General features: G+C 42.6%; 20 protein-coding genes. 9 read left to right on the forward strand and 11 right to left on the reverse strand.

Annotated features, from left to right (window positions below):
* Positions 1 to 29: 29 nt before the first annotated feature.
* From T496_RS0108015 to T496_RS0108030, 4 genes are all read right to left on the reverse strand, one after another.
* A complete protein-coding gene (locus tag T496_RS0108015; protein ID WP_027450301.1) occupies positions 30 to 698 on the reverse strand; it encodes a bifunctional 4-hydroxy-2-oxoglutarate aldolase/2-dehydro-3-deoxy-phosphogluconate aldolase in 669 nt (222 codons plus the stop codon).
* Between the two features lie 27 nt (positions 699 to 725).
* Positions 726 to 1,748: a sugar kinase gene (locus tag T496_RS0108020; protein WP_027450302.1), complete on the reverse strand. Its 1,023-nt coding sequence runs from the start codon at positions 1,746 to 1,748 to the stop codon at positions 726 to 728.
* Positions 1,749 to 1,778: 30 nt separating this feature from the next.
* Positions 1,779 to 3,668: a transcription termination factor Rho gene (gene rho / locus T496_RS0108025; RefSeq protein WP_027450303.1), complete on the reverse strand. Its 1,890-nt coding sequence runs from the start codon at positions 3,666 to 3,668 to the stop codon at positions 1,779 to 1,781.
* A gap of 191 nt (positions 3,669 to 3,859) precedes the next feature.
* Positions 3,860 to 5,002, reverse strand: coding sequence for a hybrid sensor histidine kinase/response regulator (locus T496_RS0108030; protein WP_027450304.1), 1,143 nt, complete (start codon positions 5,000 to 5,002; stop codon positions 3,860 to 3,862).
* A 152-nt stretch (positions 5,003 to 5,154) separates the two neighbouring features.
* Between T496_RS0108030 and ruvC the strand changes: the two genes are divergently transcribed.
* From ruvC to T496_RS0108045, 3 genes are read left to right on the forward strand one after another with little or no spacing between them, the layout of a single operon-like run.
* On the forward strand, positions 5,155 to 5,724 hold the full coding sequence (gene ruvC / locus T496_RS0108035) for a crossover junction endodeoxyribonuclease RuvC (RefSeq protein WP_027450305.1): 570 nt from the start codon (positions 5,155 to 5,157) through the stop codon (positions 5,722 to 5,724).
* Positions 5,703 to 7,016, forward strand: a complete 1,314-nt coding sequence (locus T496_RS13730) for an ATP-binding cassette domain-containing protein (protein ID WP_052342137.1) — start codon at positions 5,703 to 5,705, stop codon at positions 7,014 to 7,016. Before ruvC ends, T496_RS13730 begins: the two co-directional genes overlap by 22 nt.
* Before the next feature lie 16 nt (positions 7,017 to 7,032).
* Positions 7,033 to 7,521 carry a hypothetical protein gene (locus T496_RS0108045; protein ID WP_027450306.1) on the forward strand — a complete coding sequence of 163 codons (489 nt, stop codon included), beginning with the start codon at positions 7,033 to 7,035 and terminating at the stop codon, positions 7,519 to 7,521.
* Positions 7,522 to 7,984: 463 nt separating this feature from the next.
* Here the strand turns inward: T496_RS0108045 and dapA are convergent, their stop codons facing one another.
* The 3 genes from dapA to truA all read right to left on the reverse strand — a co-directional run bounded on the left by dapA (position 7,985) and on the right by truA (position 10,597).
* The gene (dapA, locus tag T496_RS0108050) at positions 7,985 to 8,872 is read right to left on the reverse strand and encodes a 4-hydroxy-tetrahydrodipicolinate synthase (protein WP_027450307.1); all 888 of its coding nucleotides are present in this window, start codon (positions 8,870 to 8,872) and stop codon (positions 7,985 to 7,987) included.
* Positions 8,873 to 8,949: 77 nt separating this feature from the next.
* Complete coding sequence (locus T496_RS0108055) at positions 8,950 to 9,864, reverse strand: DMT family transporter (RefSeq protein ID WP_027450308.1); 915 nt, start codon at positions 9,862 to 9,864, stop codon at positions 8,950 to 8,952.
* A gap of 1 nt (position 9,865) precedes the next feature.
* Positions 9,866 to 10,597, reverse strand: a complete 732-nt coding sequence (gene truA, locus T496_RS0108060; protein WP_027450309.1) for a tRNA pseudouridine(38-40) synthase TruA — start codon at positions 10,595 to 10,597, stop codon at positions 9,866 to 9,868.
* Between the two features lie 174 nt (positions 10,598 to 10,771).
* Between truA and T496_RS0108065 the strand changes: the two genes are divergently transcribed.
* The gene (locus T496_RS0108065) at positions 10,772 to 11,371 is read left to right on the forward strand and encodes a sigma-70 family RNA polymerase sigma factor (RefSeq protein ID WP_027450310.1); all 600 of its coding nucleotides are present in this window, start codon (positions 10,772 to 10,774) and stop codon (positions 11,369 to 11,371) included.
* A 17-nt stretch (positions 11,372 to 11,388) separates the two neighbouring features.
* Here T496_RS0108065 and rpe read toward each other — a convergent pair whose 3' ends face one another.
* The 4 genes from rpe to T496_RS0108090 all read right to left on the reverse strand — a co-directional run bounded on the left by rpe (position 11,389) and on the right by T496_RS0108090 (position 15,487).
* Positions 11,389 to 12,036, reverse strand: coding sequence for a ribulose-phosphate 3-epimerase (gene rpe, locus T496_RS0108070; protein WP_027450311.1), 648 nt, complete (start codon positions 12,034 to 12,036; stop codon positions 11,389 to 11,391).
* 213 nt (positions 12,037 to 12,249) lie between these two features.
* Entirely contained in the window at positions 12,250 to 13,221 is a 972-nt protein-coding gene (fmt, locus tag T496_RS0108080) for a methionyl-tRNA formyltransferase (protein ID WP_027450312.1), read from the reverse strand.
* A gap of 1 nt (position 13,222) precedes the next feature.
* On the reverse strand, positions 13,223 to 15,028 hold the full coding sequence (locus T496_RS0108085; protein WP_027450313.1) for a chloride channel protein: 1,806 nt from the start codon (positions 15,026 to 15,028) through the stop codon (positions 13,223 to 13,225).
* An 18-nt stretch (positions 15,029 to 15,046) separates the two neighbouring features.
* On the reverse strand, positions 15,047 to 15,487 hold the full coding sequence (locus tag T496_RS0108090) for a hypothetical protein (RefSeq protein ID WP_027450314.1): 441 nt from the start codon (positions 15,485 to 15,487) through the stop codon (positions 15,047 to 15,049).
* Positions 15,488 to 15,619: 132 nt separating this feature from the next.
* Between T496_RS0108090 and T496_RS0108095 the strand changes: the two genes are divergently transcribed.
* Genes T496_RS0108095 through T496_RS0108115 form a run of 5 tightly spaced genes read left to right on the forward strand, consistent with a single transcriptional unit; the run spans position 15,620 to position 19,906 of the window.
* Positions 15,620 to 16,036, forward strand: a complete 417-nt coding sequence (locus T496_RS0108095) for a SoxR reducing system RseC family protein (RefSeq protein WP_027450315.1) — start codon at positions 15,620 to 15,622, stop codon at positions 16,034 to 16,036.
* 36 nt (positions 16,037 to 16,072) lie between these two features.
* Positions 16,073 to 16,936: a Fe-S cluster domain-containing protein gene (locus T496_RS0108100; RefSeq protein ID WP_027450316.1), complete on the forward strand. Its 864-nt coding sequence runs from the start codon at positions 16,073 to 16,075 to the stop codon at positions 16,934 to 16,936.
* Positions 16,933 to 18,297 carry an electron transport complex subunit RsxC gene (gene rsxC / locus T496_RS0108105; protein WP_044110890.1) on the forward strand — a complete coding sequence of 455 codons (1,365 nt, stop codon included), beginning with the start codon at positions 16,933 to 16,935 and terminating at the stop codon, positions 18,295 to 18,297. Before T496_RS0108100 ends, rsxC begins: the two co-directional genes overlap by 4 nt.
* A complete protein-coding gene (locus T496_RS0108110) occupies positions 18,294 to 19,295 on the forward strand; it encodes an RnfABCDGE type electron transport complex subunit D (protein ID WP_027450318.1) in 1,002 nt (333 codons plus the stop codon). Before rsxC ends, T496_RS0108110 begins: the two co-directional genes overlap by 4 nt.
* Positions 19,292 to 19,906, forward strand: coding sequence for an RnfABCDGE type electron transport complex subunit G (locus tag T496_RS0108115; RefSeq protein ID WP_027450319.1), 615 nt, complete (start codon positions 19,292 to 19,294; stop codon positions 19,904 to 19,906). The genes T496_RS0108110 and T496_RS0108115 overlap by 4 nt, the downstream gene beginning before the upstream one ends.
* Positions 19,907 to 19,908: the final 2 nt, after the last annotated feature.

The raw sequence follows: 19,908 nt of genomic DNA on the forward strand, positions 1-19,908 counted from the left end.
CTGAAAGAAATAATATTGCGGTGACTATATTAAGCGCGAGCTTTTGCCACATAACCCAGTGCCTCCTTGCACTTGTTGGTCACGTACTGCCAATCGCCAGCCTTAACGATGTCGCTTGGGAAGAGTTTTGATCCCATACCTACACAGAATACGCCTGCTTTAAACCACTTGGTCAGGTTCTCTTCTTCTGGAGCTACGCCACCAGTGACCATGATTTTAGACCAAGGCATTGGTGCCTTCAAACCTTTCACCATATTCGGTCCAACCACATCACCAGGGAATACTTTTGTCAGATCACAACCCAACTCTTGAGCTTTACCTATTTCAGATACAGTCATACATCCAGGACAGTATGGAACCAGTCGTCTGTTGCAAACTGGCGCAATCTCTGGGTTGAACAGAGGACCAACAACAAAGTTTGCACCCAACTGGAGATATAATGCAGCAGTAGGAGCATCTACAACAGAACCAATTCCTAATGCCAGCTCAGGACATTCCATGTCTGCCCACTTTACCAACTCTCCGAAAATCTCATGTGCGAAATCGCCACGATTAGTAAACTCGAATGCGCGTACACCTCCTTCGTAGCAGGCCTTTACTACATTCTTACATGTTTCTAAGTCTTTGTGGTAGAAAACAGGCACCATACCTGTATCACCTATCTTTTTTAGTACAGCTATTTTATCAAATTTTGCCATAGTAGTAGTTCTTCTTTATGTGTCATATTATCGTTGAACACGTCCGTTGGCATTGCCGCCTGCCAAAGCCTCTACTTCTTCGGCAGAAACCAGATTGAAGTCACCATTAATAGTGTGTTTCAGCGCACTGGCTGCCACTGCAAATTCGAGAGCTTCACCTTGTGTTTCTTTTGTCAGCAAACCGTGTATCAGGCCACCTGAAAATGAATCGCCACCACCAACGCGGTCGATAATGGGATTAATTTCGTAACGTTTTGACTGATAGAATTCCTTACCATCGTAAATCAGCGCTTTCCAACCATTAAACGTTGCAGAGTATGACTCACGCAATGTCGAAACGACATACTTGAATCCGAATTCCTTCATCATCTGCTTAAAGATGCCTTCATAACCTGCAGCATCCGTTTGTCCGCCTTCGACATCTGCATCTGGTTTGAATCCTAAGCAGAGTTCAGCATCTTCTTCGTTACCAATGCATACGTCAACATACTTCATAAGAGGACGCATCACAGAGATAGCCTTTTCACTGGTCCACAACTTCTTACGGAAATTCAGATCGACAGACACCGTCACGCCATGACGCTTAGCTGCTTCACAGGCCAAACGGGTAAGTTCTGCTGCCTTATCACTAATAGCAGGTGTGATACCACTCCAATGGAACCACTGTGCACCTTCCATGATCTCATCAAAATCGAAGTCCTTTGGATCGGCTTCAGCAATTGAAGAATGTGCACGGTCATATATAACCTTTGAAGGACGCATAGATGCTCCTGTTTCTGCGTAGTACAATCCAACGCGATCGCCACCACGTGCAATAAAGCGTGTATCTACGCCATAACGACGCAAAGCGTTTACTGCAATCTGGCCAATCTCATGTTTGGGCAGTTTTGACACAAAATATGCCTCATGACCATAATTAGCCACGCTAATAGCTACATTAGCCTCACCGCCACCAGGAATGATACGAAAAGACTCACTCTGAATGAAGCGATCGTTACCCTGTGGTGAGAGACGAAGCATAATTTCACCAAGTGTTACAATTTTTGCCATAATTTTAATTTGTTTTTAATAGTTTGTTAATTATCCATTCATTGACATAAGGAATTCATCGTTATTCCTACTTTGTACAAGTCTGTCGCGTACAGTATTCATCGCCTCAATAGGATTCATCTCACTGATAAACTTACGTATAATCCACATGCGGTTAAGTGTAGTTGTATCCTGCAACAGGTCATCACGGCGTGTTGATGACTGAACAAGATTGACTGCAGGGAATATACGTTTGTTAGAGAGCATACGATCCAACTGAATTTCCGAGTTACCCGTACCTTTAAACTCTTCAAAAATGACTTCATCCATCTTTGAACCCGTATCTACCAACGCAGTTGCAATAATAGTCAGCGAACCGCCATTTTCAATGTTTCGCGCAGCACCAAAGAATCGCTTTGGTTTTTGCAGTGCATTGGCATCCACACCACCGGTAAGTACTTTACCACTTGCGGGAGATACCGTATTGTATGCGCGCGCCAGACGCGTGATAGAGTCAAGGAAGATAACCACATCGTGGCCACATTCAACCATACGTTTTGCTTTCTCCAAAACAATACCAGCAATTTTTACATGACGGTCTGCGGGTTCGTCGAATGTAGATGCAATCACTTCAGCATTAACTGTACGACTCATATCTGTCACCTCCTCAGGACGTTCATCAATGAGCAGCATCATGATATACGCTTCTGGATGATTGGCAGCAATTGCATTAGCGATGTCTTTCATCAGGATTGTTTTACCAGTCTTAGGCTGTGCCACAATCAATGCACGCTGTCCTTTACCAATTGGAGAGAATAAGTCAACAATACGAGTTGAAGGATTTGTTGTAGCCTTTTCACCACACAAGTTAAACTTCTCCTCAGGGAAAAGTGGAGTCAGATGTTCAAAACTAACACGGTCACGAACTTCAGAAGGTATGCGTCCATTGATCATTTCCACATTAGACATTGCGAAATATTTCTCATTGTCTTGTGGAGGGCGAACGGTGCATTCTACCACATCGCCTGTTTTCAATCCAAAACGTTTGATCTGCTGTGGCGAAACATAAATATCATCGGGTGATGAAAGGTAATTATAGTCGCTGGAGCGGAGGAATCCATAACCATCCTGCAAGATCTCCAACACACCATTACCTTTGATAATATCTTCAAAGTCGTATTTCTCGATTTGAGGTGCAACGGTTGGTGCTGAAGGGAATGAAGTATCTGGCTGTTGAATCATGGGGCGATCAAACATATCCAATGTTGGAATGGCAGCTTGATCTTCTATGGGAATATCGACTACTGTAATAAAGTCGGTACCATCGCCTGGGTCACCAGGCCAAACGTCATCATCCTCAACTTCAAAATCCTCTAACAATCCGTGATGAGACATTTTTTCTTGTAGCTGATTAATCATGCCTTCATCCAACATCTCCGAGGCGTCTGAATCAATATGCGCTTCCTCAGGAATTTCTGCAATAGATTCCTCAGGAACCACCGTTTCATTTGGCTGTTCTTCTGCGGGCACTGCCACTTCTTCTGTAGCTTCTTGTATTTCCTCTTTAGCTACTTTTGGCTTGCGACCGCGCTTTTTGGGAGCAGATTTCTCTTCGCTTTGAGTTTCCTCTGCAGCAGGTTGTTCCTCTGTGAAAAGAGAAGGCGCTTCCGAGGCAGTTTTCTTTCCGCTTTTCAAGTCGTAGTTTTCTCCCTCGTTTCCTTTTACCGTATAAACTTTGTCTGTGTCTTTCTTGGCAATACGAGTACGTTTTTTCTTCGGAGCCTCATTGGTATTATTTGCGGTATCAATAGCCGCTTTGTCCAGAATGTCATAGATAACCTTTTCCAGACTATCATCCTGAGAAACTTTTACACCTAGGTTGTTGGCAATTTCCATCAACTGAGGTATATCCATCTTTTGGAGTTCATCTTTTGTATACATAAACTAATATACTAATTTCAAAATTTGTTTTGTTTGATTTTAAAAAACGCTTCTAGGAAAGAAGCGCTACTTGAATTTGCTTGCAAAGGTACAAAAATTCTTTGATATAAACAATTGACAATTGAAAAACTGCACCGTATTTACATTAATTAACCATGCGCATGTTTTTCAATCGTCAATTATCAGATATCTTATTTTTTTAGGGGAACGACAACACTAAACGTAGATCCTTCTCCCAATACAGATTCTACCATAACGTCTCCACCAATTTTCGTGGCAAAATCCTTGCAAAGTTGTAGTCCTAATCCACTACCCTCTTCGCCATCGGTTCCATAGGTCGTTTCACCTTTATGGAATAATGTTTCTATGCGATCAGGGCTTATACCAACACCATGGTCCTTGATGCTAATTTTGGCGAATTCACCCTCAGGTTTCATCGAAATCTCAATAGTGCTCTCATCAGGACTGAACTTAATGGCATTAGAAATAAAGTTTCTGACAATAGTTTTCAGCATATCGTTATCTGCCAAAACGACGACAGGATCTTTACTACCCGTATAGACCAGTTTAATCTTCTTGGTAAGGGCAATCATATTGTATATTTCAACGACACCTGGAATGATGTCATTCAAATCCAATTCCTGCTGAACGACATTGAGTCGTCCGGTCTGACTTTTCGTCCATTTCAAAAGATTATCCAGCAAGTCATGACAATCCTCCGACTCTTTGTTCGCCTTATCCAACAAATCAAATAATTCAGGACCAATAATATCTGGAGTCACAGCCGACATCACTAGGTTCAAAACCATACGGATTGACGCCATTGGCGAGCGTAAGTCATGAGCAATAACCGAATACATCTTATCGCGGTTCTTGATAGTCGCCTGCAAATCGCTATTTTGCTTTTGAATAATGCGCTTTGCAGCGACAAGTGCTATTTGGTGCATCACACGAACCAACAGCTCATCCTTATTGAAGGGTTTCGTCAAGAAATCGTTAGCTCCCACCTGGAAACCTTTTACCAAGTCACTTGGGTTATTAAGTGCAGTAAGAAATATGATGGGAATATCTTTTGTTTCAGGATCCTTACGCAAAATGATAGCAGCATCAAAACCACTAATATCTGGCATCATAACATCAAGCAAAATCAAATCTGGCTTCTCTGCCTTCGCTTGCTCAATGGCCATATTTCCGCAGTTTGCAGTACATACCTGAAACTTCTCATTAGACAGCAGTATCTTCAATAGAAGAACATTGCTGACGACATCGTCAACAATTAAGATTTTATAGTCACTTCTGTTAATTTGTGACTCAAATTTACCTTCCTGATCCATCGTTAATAAATTAATGGTGTGGATTTATTTTGCAAAAATAAGACAAATAATTGATTTCCGCAAATTTTTAGACAAGATTTTTAATATGAGCATATTATTTTAGCTAATTTACTATAGTATACAGGAATTTTTAGCTAACTTTGCACATTGAAATGGAAAAAATTATACTTGGAATTGACCCTGGAACAAATATCATGGGATATGGCTTACTTAAAGTCTGCGACGGAAAAGCTCAAATGATTACCATGGGTATCATCGACTTACGCAAGTTTGGCGATGCATATCTTAAGCTAGGCTATATTTTTGAGAGAGTTACGGGTATCATTGATGCATATCTTCCAGACGAATTGGCTATTGAAGCTCCGTTTTTTGGAAAAAACGTTCAGTCAATGTTAAAACTTGGCCGAGCGCAAGGTGTTGCCATTGCTGCAGCCATCAAACATGGGGTTCCCATTCATGAATACGCACCTATGAAGATAAAGATGGCATTGACAGGTAATGGAAATGCATCGAAAGAGCAAGTGGCTGGCATGCTTCAGCGTTTACTTCATATACAACAAGAGGAAATGAGCAAATTCATGGATGCCACCGACGCCTTGGCAGCCGCCTATTGTCACTATCTTCAAATGCGCTCTCCCATTTCCGATGCACCACACTATAAGGGATGGAAGGATTTTGTGAATAAAAACCAGGATAAAGTATGGAAAAAGGCAAAACCATAGCGATTGTTGGTTTTAATGCCAGCGGCAAAACCCAATTTGTAGATAAACTTCGTCGCCAACTGGCCAGTGATCGGGTTCGGTACATGGCTTTCTGCGATTCATATGGGATGTTTACAGATCGTGCTTATTATCTTCAGCAACGCTGGAACCAACACGACATCGACGAAGAGACGCCTACCGTTGGGGGGATTCTTGAGCAGACTTTCCTTCTTACAGGTGATGACAATCCTGAACGGCGTAATTATCAACAGCGTCTCTACAGATTGTTTGCTATGAATGACGAGCTTGATAAGTACGTCATATTACTCTCTAGCGGAGAGTTGCGCAAGTATCAATTGGTGAAACAGCTACTTTCGCATCCTAGCACTTTAATTCTTGATAATCCTTTCATTGGATTAGATGCTGAGTCCAGAGACTCGTTGCGCAATCTGCTCTATTCACTAGTTAAAGAAGAGCATCTCACGCTTTACATTCTTCTTACAAAACCAGAAGACATACCTGAATATGTTGACGAGGTTATCTATTCAACACAAAAAGAACTGTTTCACTCTAATCCCCAGAGCATTAGCTACAGAAAGAAAAAGGAACTCTTGAATCTACAAACTCCAATACACACATCTACATCCAACTTAGTTGTCAAGATGAAAGATGTTGGCATTCGCTATGGAAATCGTCAGATTCTGGAGAACGTAAATTGGGAAATTCATGAAGGGGAATGTTGGTCGCTTTCCGGTTCCAATGGTTCCGGCAAATCGACTCTGTTGTCACTCATTGCTGCCGACAATCCTCAAGCTTACGCATGCGACATCACACTGTTTGGTAATCAACGAGGATCCGGCGAAACAATATGGGATATCAAACGCCGTATTGGATACGTATCACCAGAAATGCATCGTGCCTACAAACACAGTCTCCCCGCACTACAAGTAGTAGCTAGTGGTCTCAAAGACACCATTGGATTATATGTACGCCCAAATGAAGCAGAGCGCGAACAATGCATGTGGTGGATGCGTTTATTTGGTATAGAGGAATTAGCCACTCGTTCATTTATGATGATGTCGAGCGGAGAACAACGAATGGTTCTTTTGGCGCGTGCATTTGTCAAAGACCCTGAGCTTCTTATTCTCGATGAACCCATGCATGGTTTGGATTTACACAACCAACAGTTGGTCAAAGACATCATTGAGACGTTTTGCCAGAGGCCTCATAAGTCACTCATCTTTGTGACTCACTATCCAGATGAGCTGCCTCCTTGCATAGATCATCATCTTACACTTACAAAAATACATTAATATCCTCAGTTATAATATGAAAAAGATAATAATAGTTTGTTCGTTGCTTTTCACAACTTATATTAGCTCATCTGCGCAAGCGGTCTATGCGGAAGTAAAAAAAATCACGCAAGAACACATAGATAATCCCCGTTCGACACAGATCATTAAAGACGTGAACAGATTTGAGCTTGATGCTTTAAACTATATGGGTATGAAGATGAAAGAGCTGATGCCAGACGCTCCAGCCTCTGTACTCGATGATCAAGCATACGCTTTATATCAGTTTATCAATTTATACTGTAAAACATTGGTTGACATTAAGAATCAGCCCAAATCCTATCAGCTTAAAGTTCTAAACCTCTTTATGGATGTCAGCTATTCTAATCCCTTCTTCAAAGACCCAGAGAAAGAATTAGTTTTGTTTTACTTTTCCAATGCCGAGAGTGTAACACGGTTCTCTCTTGACACAGATTGGCAACGTGCTTTTGTTGCTGCATCAACAGAACTAAAGAAGCTAAAGTAAGCGAACATAACCAATGTTCTTCGTAGTCAAAGAGCGTACTCCCCTCGCCCTTTGGCTAGGAGTTTTAGTTGAATCATTTTAGTGAAGCTCTTTTCCAACCTAATAGCGACGCTTTAGTAACTGAAAAGCGCCGCTTTTTTAATTCACGACTTAAGTCAACAGATCTCACGACTTAAGTCAACAGATCTCACGACTTAAGTCAACAGATCGCACGACTTAAGTCAACAGGTCGCACGACTTAAGTCAACAGGTCGCACGACTTAAGTCAACAGGTCGCACGACTTAAGTCAACAGGTCGCACGACTTAAGTCGAAAGACGCGAAAGTGGCACCATTAAGGCGGAATAGTGGCACTATTAGCAAACAAAAGTGCCAGTATTCAGAACGAATAGCGGCACTTTAAAACTATTTCTGTTTTATATTCCATCAACACAGCAAAACGAGTGAGTCATAAAAAAAGGAGCTTAGATTTTAAGCTCCTTCATTATTTCACTCATACGTTGAAGTGTTGAGATCCTGGTTGGTACCAAAGGCAACCTCAAAACATTTTCAATGAAACCCATCTCGTGTAGCATTGCCTTAACACCAGCGGGGTTGCCGTCAACAAAGAGCAGCGAGAACAAATCCGTAAATCGATGATGTATCTTTCGTGCAGGATCATACTCACCTTTCATTTGCAAACGAATCATCTTAGAGAATTCCTTTGGTAGCGCATTGCCAATAACCGAGATAACGCCCACGGCACCACACGATATCATGGGGAAGGTTAATGCATCATCACCCGAAATAACATCAAAATCCTTAGGTTTATTCTTGATTATCTCGTCCACCTGCTCCAAGTTGCCGGAGGCTTCCTTAATAGCAACAATATTCTTACAGTCACGTGCCAATCTAACAGTTGTTTCTGCTTTCAAGTTTACACCCGTACGTCCAGGCACATTATAAAGGACTACTGGAAGTTCTGTGGCAGCAGCTATGGCTTTAAAATGCTGATAAAGTCCCTCCTGCGAAGGTTTATTATAATATGGGCAAACGCTCAACACGCCATCAACGCCCTTAAAATCACCATTTTTCAACTCATCAATCACAGCAGCTGTGTTATTACCGCCGCAACCCATCAAAATGGGAACACGAGCCTGCACTCTATCTACAATCAGATTTTTGATTTTTGACTTTTCTTCTTGTGTCAGTGTGGGAGTCTCTCCTGTAGTAGCTAGAATACAAAAGAAATCTGCGCCGTTCTCTAATTGATAGTCAACCAATCGCAAAATAGCGTCGTAATCTACAGAGCCATCTTGTTTAAAAGGGGTTACGAGCGCAATTCCTAGCCCTTTAAAAATATTGTATACCATAATAGTCCGTCTAATTTGTCTGCAAAGGTACTAATTATTTTTCTATTACTTGCACGATAAACGATTTTTTTACTCGTTTAACTACCAATATACAAGAATATCATTCCCAACAGCACCAAGGCCAAATCAACGGCTTTAGCTTTCAGGTTCTTCTCATGGAAGAACGCTGCGCCACACAAGAACGAAACTATCACGCTACCTCTTCTGACCATCGACACAATACTGATCATAGCCTCAGGAAGTGACAATGCATAGAAGTAAACGAAATCAGCCGTTGACAGAAAGAGGCTTACGCCAATAATAGCCCAATCCCAGTGAAAAGGGGTGTTTTCCTTTCTTTTAGGCCACCACAACAACATCAACATCACAAACATCATGATGCATTGGTAGATGTTATACCATGCCTGTACCATCATGCGGTCTAGCCCTACCCCACCAGCTTCAACGGGTGCCATTAAATACTTGTCATAAAGGCCACTTATGGCTCCCAGTATTGCTGCGCCAACAATCATATAAATCCATTGGTCATGCTTAAAGTCTATTCCCTCTTTTTTTCCGCTTCTGCTCAACAAAAGAAAAGAGACGATGGCCAGCGACACACCAATCCACTGCCAGGTATTTAAACGTTCGCCAAAAACCAACAATGCACCGATCAGCACCATTACAGGTCGTGTCGCATTAATTGGTCCAACTATTGTAAGTGGCAAATGCTTCATGCCAAAATATCCTAATACCCAGCTAGAAAGCACAATAATGGCCTTCAGTACAATATACTTATGACATTCCCATCCTCCTGCAGCCACCAGAAAAGGCGTTTCTTCTAACGACTGCGTCATATAGCTCAAAACAATGAATGGAATGAATATAAGCGACGAAAACAATGTATTAAGAAACAAAATAGGAATAACCGCATTATCCTTCAGTGCTTTCTTTTTCAAAGAGTCATACACACCCAAAAGGGCTGCAGACATGAATGCAAGTAATAACCACATATTAATATTTGATATCTACTAAAAACAAGGCATTTCCAGGCATCGATTCTCCGGCTTCCGTACGACGTTTTCCTTCTATCACGTGACGAAAATCATCTAGCGAAAGACGGCCTCGACCAACTTCAACTAATGTTCCAACGACAGCCCTCACCATATTTCTCAAAAACCTGTTCGCACTTATCTCAAAGCGCCATTCTCCATCCTTAAGTTCTTTCCATTCTGCATGAGTTACTTTACAGAGGGTCGTCTTTACATCTGAATGACTCTTACAAAAAGCGCCGAAGTCTTCATACTCCATCAGAATCATGGCAGCCTCATTCATTTTCTTAAAGTCCAGTTCATAATGCATTTCACATGAATAATGACGTAAAAAAGGAGACTTATATGTATGAATGAAATAATGGTACGTGCGCGATGTAGCCGAAAAACGTGCATGCAAATCTTCGTCAACAGGTTCTATCCGCTGGATAGCAATATCCTGAGGCAACAACCTATTCAACTTGTAACACAACTGATGGCAGTCAAACTCTTTTACCGTATCAAAGTGCGCAATCATCATCGAGGCATGAACTCCTGCATCCGTGCGTCCTGCACCAGTGATAGCTATTTCTTCACGTAAAATAAGGGACAGAGCTTTTTGCAACTCTCCCTGCACAGAAATTCCATTGGGTTGCACCTGCCATCCATGAAATCGAGTTCCGTCGTAACTTAATGTGATGAAATATCTCATAATCGCCTGCAAAATTACCTCAAAAATCAAAGAAAAGCGATTTTTTTAACGAAAAGTTTGGCTGTTATGAAGTTTTTATATACTTTTGTACCCAATAAAACCATTATTAATAACTCATCAATCTAAAAATTATTGCCTATCGAAACAAAATTACTTCATTATTAAAATAAAAACAATATGAAGAAATTTGAAGGAGTTACCGACGAACAGTTGGCACTGCTCTATGCTAAAGGCAATAATCGTGCGTTTGATGAATTATTAGATCGCACCAAGAGCAAGTTGTTTACATATATTATGTTCGTGGTACGCGATCACGATATCGCAGACGACATCTTCCAAGAGACCTTTGTCAAGGTTATCATGAAGTTACAAAGCGGACACTACGCCGATACTGGAAAGTTCCAGTTTTGGGTTAGCCGCATTGCCCATAACGTAATGATGGATTGGTATCGTCAGCAGCAAAACCATCATTTTGTTGAACCAAACAAAGAAAACGATCTACAGAACTTACGTGGAGCATCCATAATGGACAATTGTCGTGAATCTGAATTGGTCAACGAGCAAGTTCTGCATGATGTTACTCGACTGATGAACACCCTTCCTGCCACACAGCGCGAGGTAGTTTACATGCGTTTCTTTCAGCAACTTTCTTTCAAGGAAATTGCCGAGATCACAGGTGTTAGCATCAACACATCACTTGGACGTATGCGCTACGCCATTTTTAACTTGCGTAAAATGGCGAAAGAAAACAAAATGGAACTTGCCCTTCAGCTATAGCAACTTGTAGTTAAGACTTATAAAGCCTTCAATTCTTTGATGACAGACTCGGGATCGGCAGCTTTGAAAATATAGCTGCCGCTTACCAATACATCGGCACCTGCAGCTACGAGACGTGGTGCCGTTTCTTTTTGTACACCTCCATCTATCTCAATCAAAGCTCTACTACCACTTTCGTCAATCATTTGGCGCAATCGTTTCACTTTATTGATTGTGTTCTCAATAAACTTCTGACCGCCAAAACCGGGGTTAACACTCATCAACAACACCATCTCTACTTCTGAAATCACATCTTCTAACACCGAAACAGGTGTTGATGGATTCAGGGTCACTGCAGCTTTCATACCTGCATCATGTATCTCCTGAATGGTGCGATGCAAATGCACCGTAGCCTCTTGATGTACATTCATCATCATTGCACCTAGTTTCGCCGTTTGGCTGATATACCTCTCAGGACGTTCAATCATAAAATGCACATCCAAAGGTTTTGTACATACCTTGGCAACTGCCTCGATAACAGGAAAACCGAAAGAGATATTAGGAACAAACATGCCGTCCATCACATCAACATGCAACCAGTCGGCTTCAGAACGATTAATCATCTGAATGTCGCGTTCCAAATGCAGGAAATCAGCAGAGAGCATTGAAGGTGAAACAATGGTCATTTCTTACTATTAGTTTAAATGTTTTTAAATTTAATTCAGGCAGTAAGCCTCTTTGTTATTTACGCGATAGGTATAAGCTATCTGTTTAATGAGTTTAATCACCTTCTCACTGGGGTTCATTTCTTCGGGAGTAAATATTTGCATAGGCCAATATATTATGTTTTTATTGATCGTTTTTATTATCATAACGTACTGACCCATATAAATATTATACTAACGAACAAAATATTTTTCTATATCTTTCACCCCATTGAGAAAGGCCGTAGCTTCCATTCTCTTTTTACCAGCTAATTGCAATTCCTCAATTTGTAGCAGGAAATCTTCGCAACAAACATACAAGTGCTTTTTATCTGCTATTAATTGTCCCACGTTTCCTTTGGTGGGAAGATTGGTTTTGCGAGTCTTATATATTTTCATCACGGTTTCGTGTCCTTCGCCATCTGTCATGGTTGTCCAACTGCCAGGGTAAGGTGATAGTCCGCGAACAAAATCATATATCTTTTTGCATGATTTATTCCAATCAATCATACAGGTTTCCTTAAAAATCTTTGGGGCATGATTCAACTCAGTCTCGATCAAAGAAGATTGATCGCAAGCTGCAGGATGACCATTTGAATCCACAATCTTACTCAGAGTACTTAGACATATTTTCGCGCCTAGATGCATCAGCCCGTCATATACATACTCAACATCTGCATCGTCTGGAATATCAAAAGGCATTTGTTCAATAATACGTCCTGTATCTATGTAGTGATCTAAGAAAAAGGTCGTAACTCCTGTTTTGGTTTCACCATTGATAACAGCCCAGTTGATAGGTGCGGCACCACGATATTGAGGCAGCAGCGCAGCATGAACATTAAACGTACCATATTCAGGCATAGCCCACACCACCTCTGGCAACATACGGAAGGCTACCACCACCTGCAAATTGGCATGATACCCTTTCAACTGTTCGATGAAACTGGGATCTTTCATTTTCTCAGGCTGCAGCACAGGCAGTCCTTTACTGAGAGCGTATTGCTTTACTGGCGATGGCTGCAGAACCGAGCCATGCCTCCCTACTGGTTTGTCTGGCTGTGTCACGACAGCCACCACCTGATAGTTGTTTTCAACCAAAGTTTGAAGGGTCTCTACCGCAAATTCGGGCGTACCCATAAAAACGATTCTTAAATCTTCTTTTGTCATGCTATTCCTCACTCATATCTGCCACCATCTTTCTGTACTGTGTAAACAGGCGTTGACGCGAAATATACCCATCAAGACGGCCCTCGTTGTCGAGTACAGGTAGCCAGTCGGCATGTGTCTGCTCGAACACTTTCACTACATCGGTCATTGGCGATTGGTCACTTAATACAGCAGCAGGCTCCTGCATCAACTGTCGAGCAGTAAAATGATGGTAAAGTTCGATACGAAATACTACATTGCGTATCTTGGTTATGTCTATCTCACCCTGCAACATACCACCGGCATCAAGCACGGGTATGACACTGGTATGAGAACGACTTATTTTATTGACGATGTCTCTCAACTCTGTATCAGGTTCCACCGATAAAAAATCCTTCTCTACAACACTACTCAATTGCATCAGTGTCAGCACAGCGTGATCGGTGTGATGCGTAATCAGTTTACCTTCTTTTGCCAGTCGTGCACTATAAATGCTGTGCGATTCAAAAATATTAATCGTCAAGAACGAGCTGACAGATACAATCATCAGGGGCAGGAAAAGACTATATCCACTCGTAAGTTCTGCGATCAAAAAGATACCCGTCAGTGGTGCATGCATTACGCCAGACATAACACCGGCCATGCCCATCAGTGCAAAGTTCTTTTCAGGTACATGAACACCAACCTGATAGATATTCCACAGACGTGAAAAAAGGAAGCCACTATAGCATCCCACAAACAAGCTGGGAGCAAAAGTACCGCCACAACCACCTGCACCATTCGTTGCAGATGTAGCAAAGACTTTTGTCAACAAAACCAATGCTATGTATATAATCAGCCAATGACTATGTCCAGAAAACAACGAGTTATTCAAGATGGCATCCCAGTCGGCCTCGTCAGTACCATTAATCAACAAATTAATAGAATCGTAACCTTCTCCAAACAATGCCGGAAACAAGAAGATTAGCCCGCTCAGCAGCGCGCCTCCTAACAACAATTTAACATACGTACGGTTCTTCAATCTTGCGAAGATGCCCTCACAAAAGCTCATGGTTCTAATAAAATAGAGACTCACAAGTCCACAGAACACACCCAAGAAAATGCAAGCAGGAATACGTTCAACCGTCCATTCTTCATCAAGATGGAATGTAAATAGAGCATTTCCACCACTTAATATATAAGTAAAACAAGTGGCTGTAACACAAGACACCAGAATAGGCATTAATGAGGCCATTGTCAAATCTATCATCAATACCTCAAGTGTGAAAACCAAACCGGCAATGGGAGCCTTAAAAATGCCGGCTATGGCACCTGCAGCACCACAGCCCACAAGCAGCATCATAGTCTTACGGTCAAGCCCGAACACTTTTCCCAGGTTACTACCGATGGCGGAACCCGTTAGCACAATCGGAGCCTCTGCACCCACCGAGCCACCAAAACCAATAGTGATAGCCGATGCCAGAACCGACGTCCATGTATTATGTGCTTTCAATCGCGAACGATTCGAGCTGATTGCATATAAGATGCGAGTGATACCATGCGAGATATTATCTTTCACAACATACTTTATAAAAAGCATCGTTAGAAAGATACCTACAACGGGATAAACCAAATATAACCAGTTGTAAGATTCTGAATTAAAAGAACTGGTCAGGAAATGACCAATCTGCCGAATGATAGAGTGAAGTACAAAGGCTGCTACCGCAGCTAGCAAGCCTACCAAGAAAGCTAAAACGAGCACAAGCATGCGCTCGCTAATATGATCCTCACGCCAACTGTTCAGACGCAAGAGCCACGATGAAGATATGTCAGTTGATGTATCTGTCATCAGATATAAGGCTACAGTTTAGTTTTTTAAAAGTTCTGCCAGAAAGTTATCCAGTTCTTCATCCAATCCTTCCATCAGGTTAGGATCAATTATCACGGTATCGTCGTCAACAACATACAACTCTGTAATATGTTCGCAATCATCATTCTCCAACACAAAAGAATATGGTTTCAGAATCGACAAGTTCTCCACCATCTCTTTTTGTTGACTAATGCATTGACGGATATCCTTTGCGATGGCCTCATAGAAATCATCATCCTTATTATCTATCCATTGCTCAACTACGCAACGTGTAATCTCATTGTCGTCATCATCAAAAGCCAACAATTCACCTGTATCCTGCGATACGCGGATATGAATATCTGTCAGCAAAGCTGCCTCGTCATTTACTGGGAACTTCTCAGCTATTTTCCTAATAGCTCGTTGGATTTGCTGCATGGTGTTTTCTGTTGCTTTCATATGCTTTTCTATCAAATATCACTGCAAAAATATCAAAAAAAAATTGTATCTGCAAATAAATGCGGAAAATATTTAAAAAAGACATTATTTTCTTCGTCTTAATTCTGATTTTATTGTATCTTTGCCCTCAATATGGAAGAAATAGTACGCCACAAAGGCACCGTATTATCGACCTCTGACACCCATGTAAGGGTTAAGATTGTACAGCAGTCAGCCTGTGCAACTTGTCAGATTTCATCCCATTGCCAGGTTTCTGAGTCAAAGGAGAAAATCATCGACGTCTTCGATGTTCAGTCAACAACCTATCAAGCTGGCGATTCCGTTGTGGTGTATACCACACGTCGAATGGCCTTTCAGGCTTTGTTTCTTGGATTTATCCTACCATTACTCCTGCTCTTAGTCATCTTGTCACTGCTTTTGTGGCAACACACCAGCGAAGGACTAGCCTCGTTACTATCTCTGAGTGCACTTGTACCCTACTACGGCATCCTATGGCTATATCGAAAGAAAGTGGCCAATTTCGCGACATTCTACATTGAACATACCTAAAAAACAAATAACTATAACACTAATAATTTATACTTTATGAATTCAATTATTATAGCAGTCGTTATACTTGGAGGCATCGCATTTGTTGCAGCCATCGTACTATTTGTCTGCTCTAAGAAATTTGCGGTCTTCGAAGATCCCCGCATTGCCCGCGTCAACGAGTTGCTACCAGGAGCCAACTGTGGTGGATGTGGATTTGCAGGTTGCAACGCCATGGCCGAAGCTCTAGTCAAAGAGTCTGACAAAGGTAGCATCGAAGGAATCAGTTGTCCTGTGGGTGGTGCCGAAGTCATGTCGCAAGTAGCAAATCTCCTCGGCATGACTGTTGCAAATGGTGAGCCACAAGTTGCCGTGATAAGATGCAACGGAACATGTGAGAATCGTCCTCGAATCTCTCAATATGTCGGTCTGCGCACCTGTGCCGCAATGAATGCCTGTGGTGCAGGCGAGACCGCCTGCGGCTATGGGTGCCTGGGGTGTGGCGATTGTGTAAATGCTTGTCAGTTTGACGCCCTCCACATGAATAAAGAAACCGGTCTGCCCGAAGTTGACGAAAATAAATGTGTGACATGTGGTGCTTGCGTCAAAGCTTGTCCTCGACATATCATCGAATTACGCAAGAAGGGCCCAAAGAATCGAAGAGTCTTTGTTTCGTGTGTCAATCGTGACAAAGGCGCAATTGCCATGAAGGCTTGCAAATCCGCCTGTATTGGTTGTGGCAAATGCGCAAAAGAGTGTCAGTTCGAAGCAATTACCATAGAAGAAAACCTCTCCTACATTGACTTCACGAAATGTCGTCTCTGCAAGAAGTGCGTAGCTATTTGTCCTACAAAGGCCATCCAAGCTGTCAATTTCCCATTACCCAAGAACACAGAAGTAAAAAAGGAGGTAGAAGCATGAAAATTAAGACATTCAGCATAGGTGGTATTCACCCGGATGAGAACAAGTTGACCCACGAAGTGCCAACCCAGTCAGCCCCATTGCCCACACAAGCCATCTTTCCATTGTCGCAACATATCGGTGCTCCAGCCAAGCCTGTTGTCAAGAAGGGAGATTTTGTTAAGGTCGGTACGTTAATAGCCGAGGCTGGTGGTTTTGTGTCGGCTCCCATCTATTCATCAGTCAGTGGCATCGTATTCAAAATAGATACCGCCATTGATGCCACAGGCTATCGCAAACCTGCCATTTTTATCAACGTGGAAGGTGACGAATGGGAACCTTCTATCGACCGAACAGAAAAACTAGAATTAGTGAAAGACCATCCTGAGCTGACGCCCGAGGAGATTGTGAATCGAATCAAGTTAGGAGGTGTCACCGGTATGGGTGGAGCAGGATTCCCGACATTTATCAAACTCTGTCCGCCACCAAAAGCCAAGGCCGAGTGTGTGATAATTAATGCCGTAGAGTGCGAACCCTATATAACAGCCGATTACCGTCTGATGATGGAGCATAGTGATGAGATACTTGTAGGACTGGAATTGTTAATGAAAGCAGCCAAGGTGACACGAGGCTATATTGGCATTGAAATTAACAAGCCCGCAGCTATCAAGCTTCTCAAGCAAAAATGCAACGAAGTGTTCTGTAACTCAGATTACAAGGTTGAGGTAGTACCTCTACAGCAACGCTATCCCCAGGGAGGCGAAAAGCAGTTGGTTGACGCAGTCATTGGGCGCCAAGTACCAGCACCGCCAGCCATCCCCGTCAACGTTGGAGCAATAGTTCAGAATGTTGGTACTGCTTACGCTGTATATGAAGCAGTTATGAAACACAAACCACTTATCGAACGCTATACGACTGTTACAGGTAAAAAGCTATCGAAACCTGCAAACTATCTAGTGCGTATAGGTACTCCTATGCTACAACTGATAAATCTATGCGGAGGGATGCCGGAAGACGACAACAAAGTCTTGGCTGGTGGACCTATGATGGGTAAAGCACTCACTTCTACCGAGGTGCCTATCTGCAAAGGTACAAATGCAGTAACAGTCCTCTCGGGCGATGAAGCTCGTCGTCGGACACCTGCCCCCTGTATCCGTTGCGCCAAATGTGTCTCCGCATGTCCGATGGGACTTGAACCCTATCTTTTGGCAAAGCTTTCAGCTTTCAAGGAATGGGAACGTGCCGAGCGCAACGACATCGTCAGTTGTATAGAATGCGGTTCGTGTCAGTTCACGTGTCCTGCGCATCGTCCGTTGCTGGACAATATCCGCTTAGGTAAGAGCACCGTTATGGGTATCATTAAATCAAGACAAATAAAATGAAACAACTTATAGTATCTCTTTCGCCACATGCTCACGGAAATGATTCCGTAGAGCGCAATATGTATGGTGTCATCATCGCGCTAATACCTGCCTTGCTGGTATCGTTTGTTTATTTTGGCATTGGCTCTATTGTCGTTTGCCTTTCCAGTGTTATAGCATGTGTATTTTTCGAGTGGTTCATCGCCAAGTATGTAATGGGCCGCCAGACATGTAGCATTCTCGATGGATCAGCAGCTTTGACAGGCCTTCTTCTAGGCATGAACCTACCATCTAACCTACCAATTTGGATTGTTATTATCGGCGCCTTATTTGCCATAGGTGTAGCCAAAATGACGTTTGGTGGTCTCGGTAATAATATATTCAATCCAGCTTTGGTTGGTCGTTGTGTACTGCTTGTTGCCTTTCCTGCCCAGATGACTAGTTGGCCCCAGCCCGGCCAGTTATGGCAATATACAGATGCTATCACTGGTGCCACCCCCCTATCCGTTATGAAGCAGGCAATTCAAACGGGCGATGCGGCCGTACTCGATCAGTTACCTGATGCTTTTCACCTATTGCTAGGCAACCATTCTATTGGCGGTGGCGCAGGAACCATCGGTGAGATATGCGGACTAGCCCTCTTGTTAGGTTTAGCCTTTATGTTATGGCGACGCATTATCACCTGGCATATTCCCGTCAGCATCATTGCAACGGTTTTCTTATTCAGCACGGTAATGCATATTATTAACCCGATTTACGCAGACCCGACTACCGTCATTCTAAGTGGCGGGCTATTACTTGGTGCCATCTTCATGGCCACTGATTATGTTACATCTCCAATGACCGCCCGTGGTCAGCTTGTATATGGTGTTTGCATCGGTCTGCTCACCATTGTTATCCGCAATTGGGGATCCTATCCTGAGGGCATGTCATTTGCCATTCTTATCATGAATGCCTTCACACCACTCATCAACAATTACATGAAACCAAAAAGATTCGGAGAGGAGATCAAGAAATGAGAAAGCTTGAATCATCATTAATAAATATGGTGCTGGTACTTACGGGAGTTGCTATTATTATGAGCATCGTACTAGCCAGTGTAAACCATATAACCAGTGAACCTATTGCCTTACAGCAGCAGAAGGCTTTAGCCGATGGCATCAAGGCAGTGATGCAGGCAGACGACATCTGCGTCAGCCGCACAGACACAGTTCAGCAAACCGACGATAGTGGCAAACCGCAACTATTCTTAGTTTATCAAAATGAGCTTGGTGCAGCTGTGGAAAGCACCACCAATGGCTTTGGCGGCAAGCTGCGTGTATTGGTAGGATTCAATAACCAGGGCAAAATTTTGGGCTACACAATTTTAGAACATGCCGAGACGCCTGGACTAGGCGCCAAGGTCACTGAGTGGTTTCAAAGTGGACAAAAAAGCTCCATCATTGGTCTATCCCCCGCTAAGCCTCTCACGGTATCAAAGGACGGTGGTACCATAGATGCTATTACTGCATCTACCATTACAAGTAGAGCATTTCTTTTAGCTGTCAACAATGCCTATCGTGCTTATAAAACAATGTCTATCGATGAAGAAACAGCAGCCACTCCACAAACTAAAGATAAGAAGGAATAAGT

The sequence above is a fragment of the Xylanibacter brevis P6B11 genome, assembly GCF_000621825.1.
GTDB classification, from domain to species: domain Bacteria; phylum Bacteroidota; class Bacteroidia; order Bacteroidales; family Bacteroidaceae; genus Prevotella; species Prevotella brevis.

What these genes read in the sequence shown, in the direction of transcription:
- fmt (WP_027450312.1), bottom strand. Translation starts at nt 13,221, where the DNA reads ATGACAAAAGAAGATTTAAGAATCGTTTTTATGGGTACGCCCGAATTT.
- T496_RS0108100 (WP_027450316.1), top strand. Translation starts at nt 16,073, where the DNA reads ATGAATTCAATTATTATAGCAGTCGTTATACTTGGAGGCATCGCATTT.
- T496_RS0108085 (WP_027450313.1), bottom strand. Translation starts at nt 15,028, where the DNA reads ATGACAGATACATCAACTGACATATCTTCATCGTGGCTCTTGCGTCTG.
- rsxC (WP_044110890.1), top strand. Translation starts at nt 16,933, where the DNA reads ATGAAAATTAAGACATTCAGCATAGGTGGTATTCACCCGGATGAGAAC.
- T496_RS13730 (WP_052342137.1), top strand. Translation starts at nt 5,703, where the DNA reads ATGGAAAAAGGCAAAACCATAGCGATTGTTGGTTTTAATGCCAGCGGC.
- T496_RS0108065 (WP_027450310.1), top strand. Translation starts at nt 10,772, where the DNA reads ATGAAGAAATTTGAAGGAGTTACCGACGAACAGTTGGCACTGCTCTAT.
- T496_RS0108055 (WP_027450308.1), bottom strand. Translation starts at nt 9,864, where the DNA reads ATGTGGTTATTACTTGCATTCATGTCTGCAGCCCTTTTGGGTGTGTAT.
- T496_RS0108030 (WP_027450304.1), bottom strand. Translation starts at nt 5,002, where the DNA reads ATGGATCAGGAAGGTAAATTTGAGTCACAAATTAACAGAAGTGACTAT.
- T496_RS0108110 (WP_027450318.1), top strand. Translation starts at nt 18,294, where the DNA reads ATGAAACAACTTATAGTATCTCTTTCGCCACATGCTCACGGAAATGAT.
- T496_RS0108020 (WP_027450302.1), bottom strand. Translation starts at nt 1,748, where the DNA reads ATGGCAAAAATTGTAACACTTGGTGAAATTATGCTTCGTCTCTCACCA.
- T496_RS0108090 (WP_027450314.1), bottom strand. Translation starts at nt 15,487, where the DNA reads ATGAAAGCAACAGAAAACACCATGCAGCAAATCCAACGAGCTATTAGG.
- ruvC (WP_027450305.1), top strand. Translation starts at nt 5,155, where the DNA reads ATGGAAAAAATTATACTTGGAATTGACCCTGGAACAAATATCATGGGA.
- T496_RS0108115 (WP_027450319.1), top strand. Translation starts at nt 19,292, where the DNA reads ATGAGAAAGCTTGAATCATCATTAATAAATATGGTGCTGGTACTTACG.
- rpe (WP_027450311.1), bottom strand. Translation starts at nt 12,036, where the DNA reads ATGACCATTGTTTCACCTTCAATGCTCTCTGCTGATTTCCTGCATTTG.
- rho (WP_027450303.1), bottom strand. Translation starts at nt 3,668, where the DNA reads ATGTATACAAAAGATGAACTCCAAAAGATGGATATACCTCAGTTGATG.
- dapA (WP_027450307.1), bottom strand. Translation starts at nt 8,872, where the DNA reads ATGGTATACAATATTTTTAAAGGGCTAGGAATTGCGCTCGTAACCCCT.
- T496_RS0108015 (WP_027450301.1), bottom strand. Translation starts at nt 698, where the DNA reads ATGGCAAAATTTGATAAAATAGCTGTACTAAAAAAGATAGGTGATACA.
- T496_RS0108045 (WP_027450306.1), top strand. Translation starts at nt 7,033, where the DNA reads ATGAAAAAGATAATAATAGTTTGTTCGTTGCTTTTCACAACTTATATT.
- T496_RS0108095 (WP_027450315.1), top strand. Translation starts at nt 15,620, where the DNA reads ATGGAAGAAATAGTACGCCACAAAGGCACCGTATTATCGACCTCTGAC.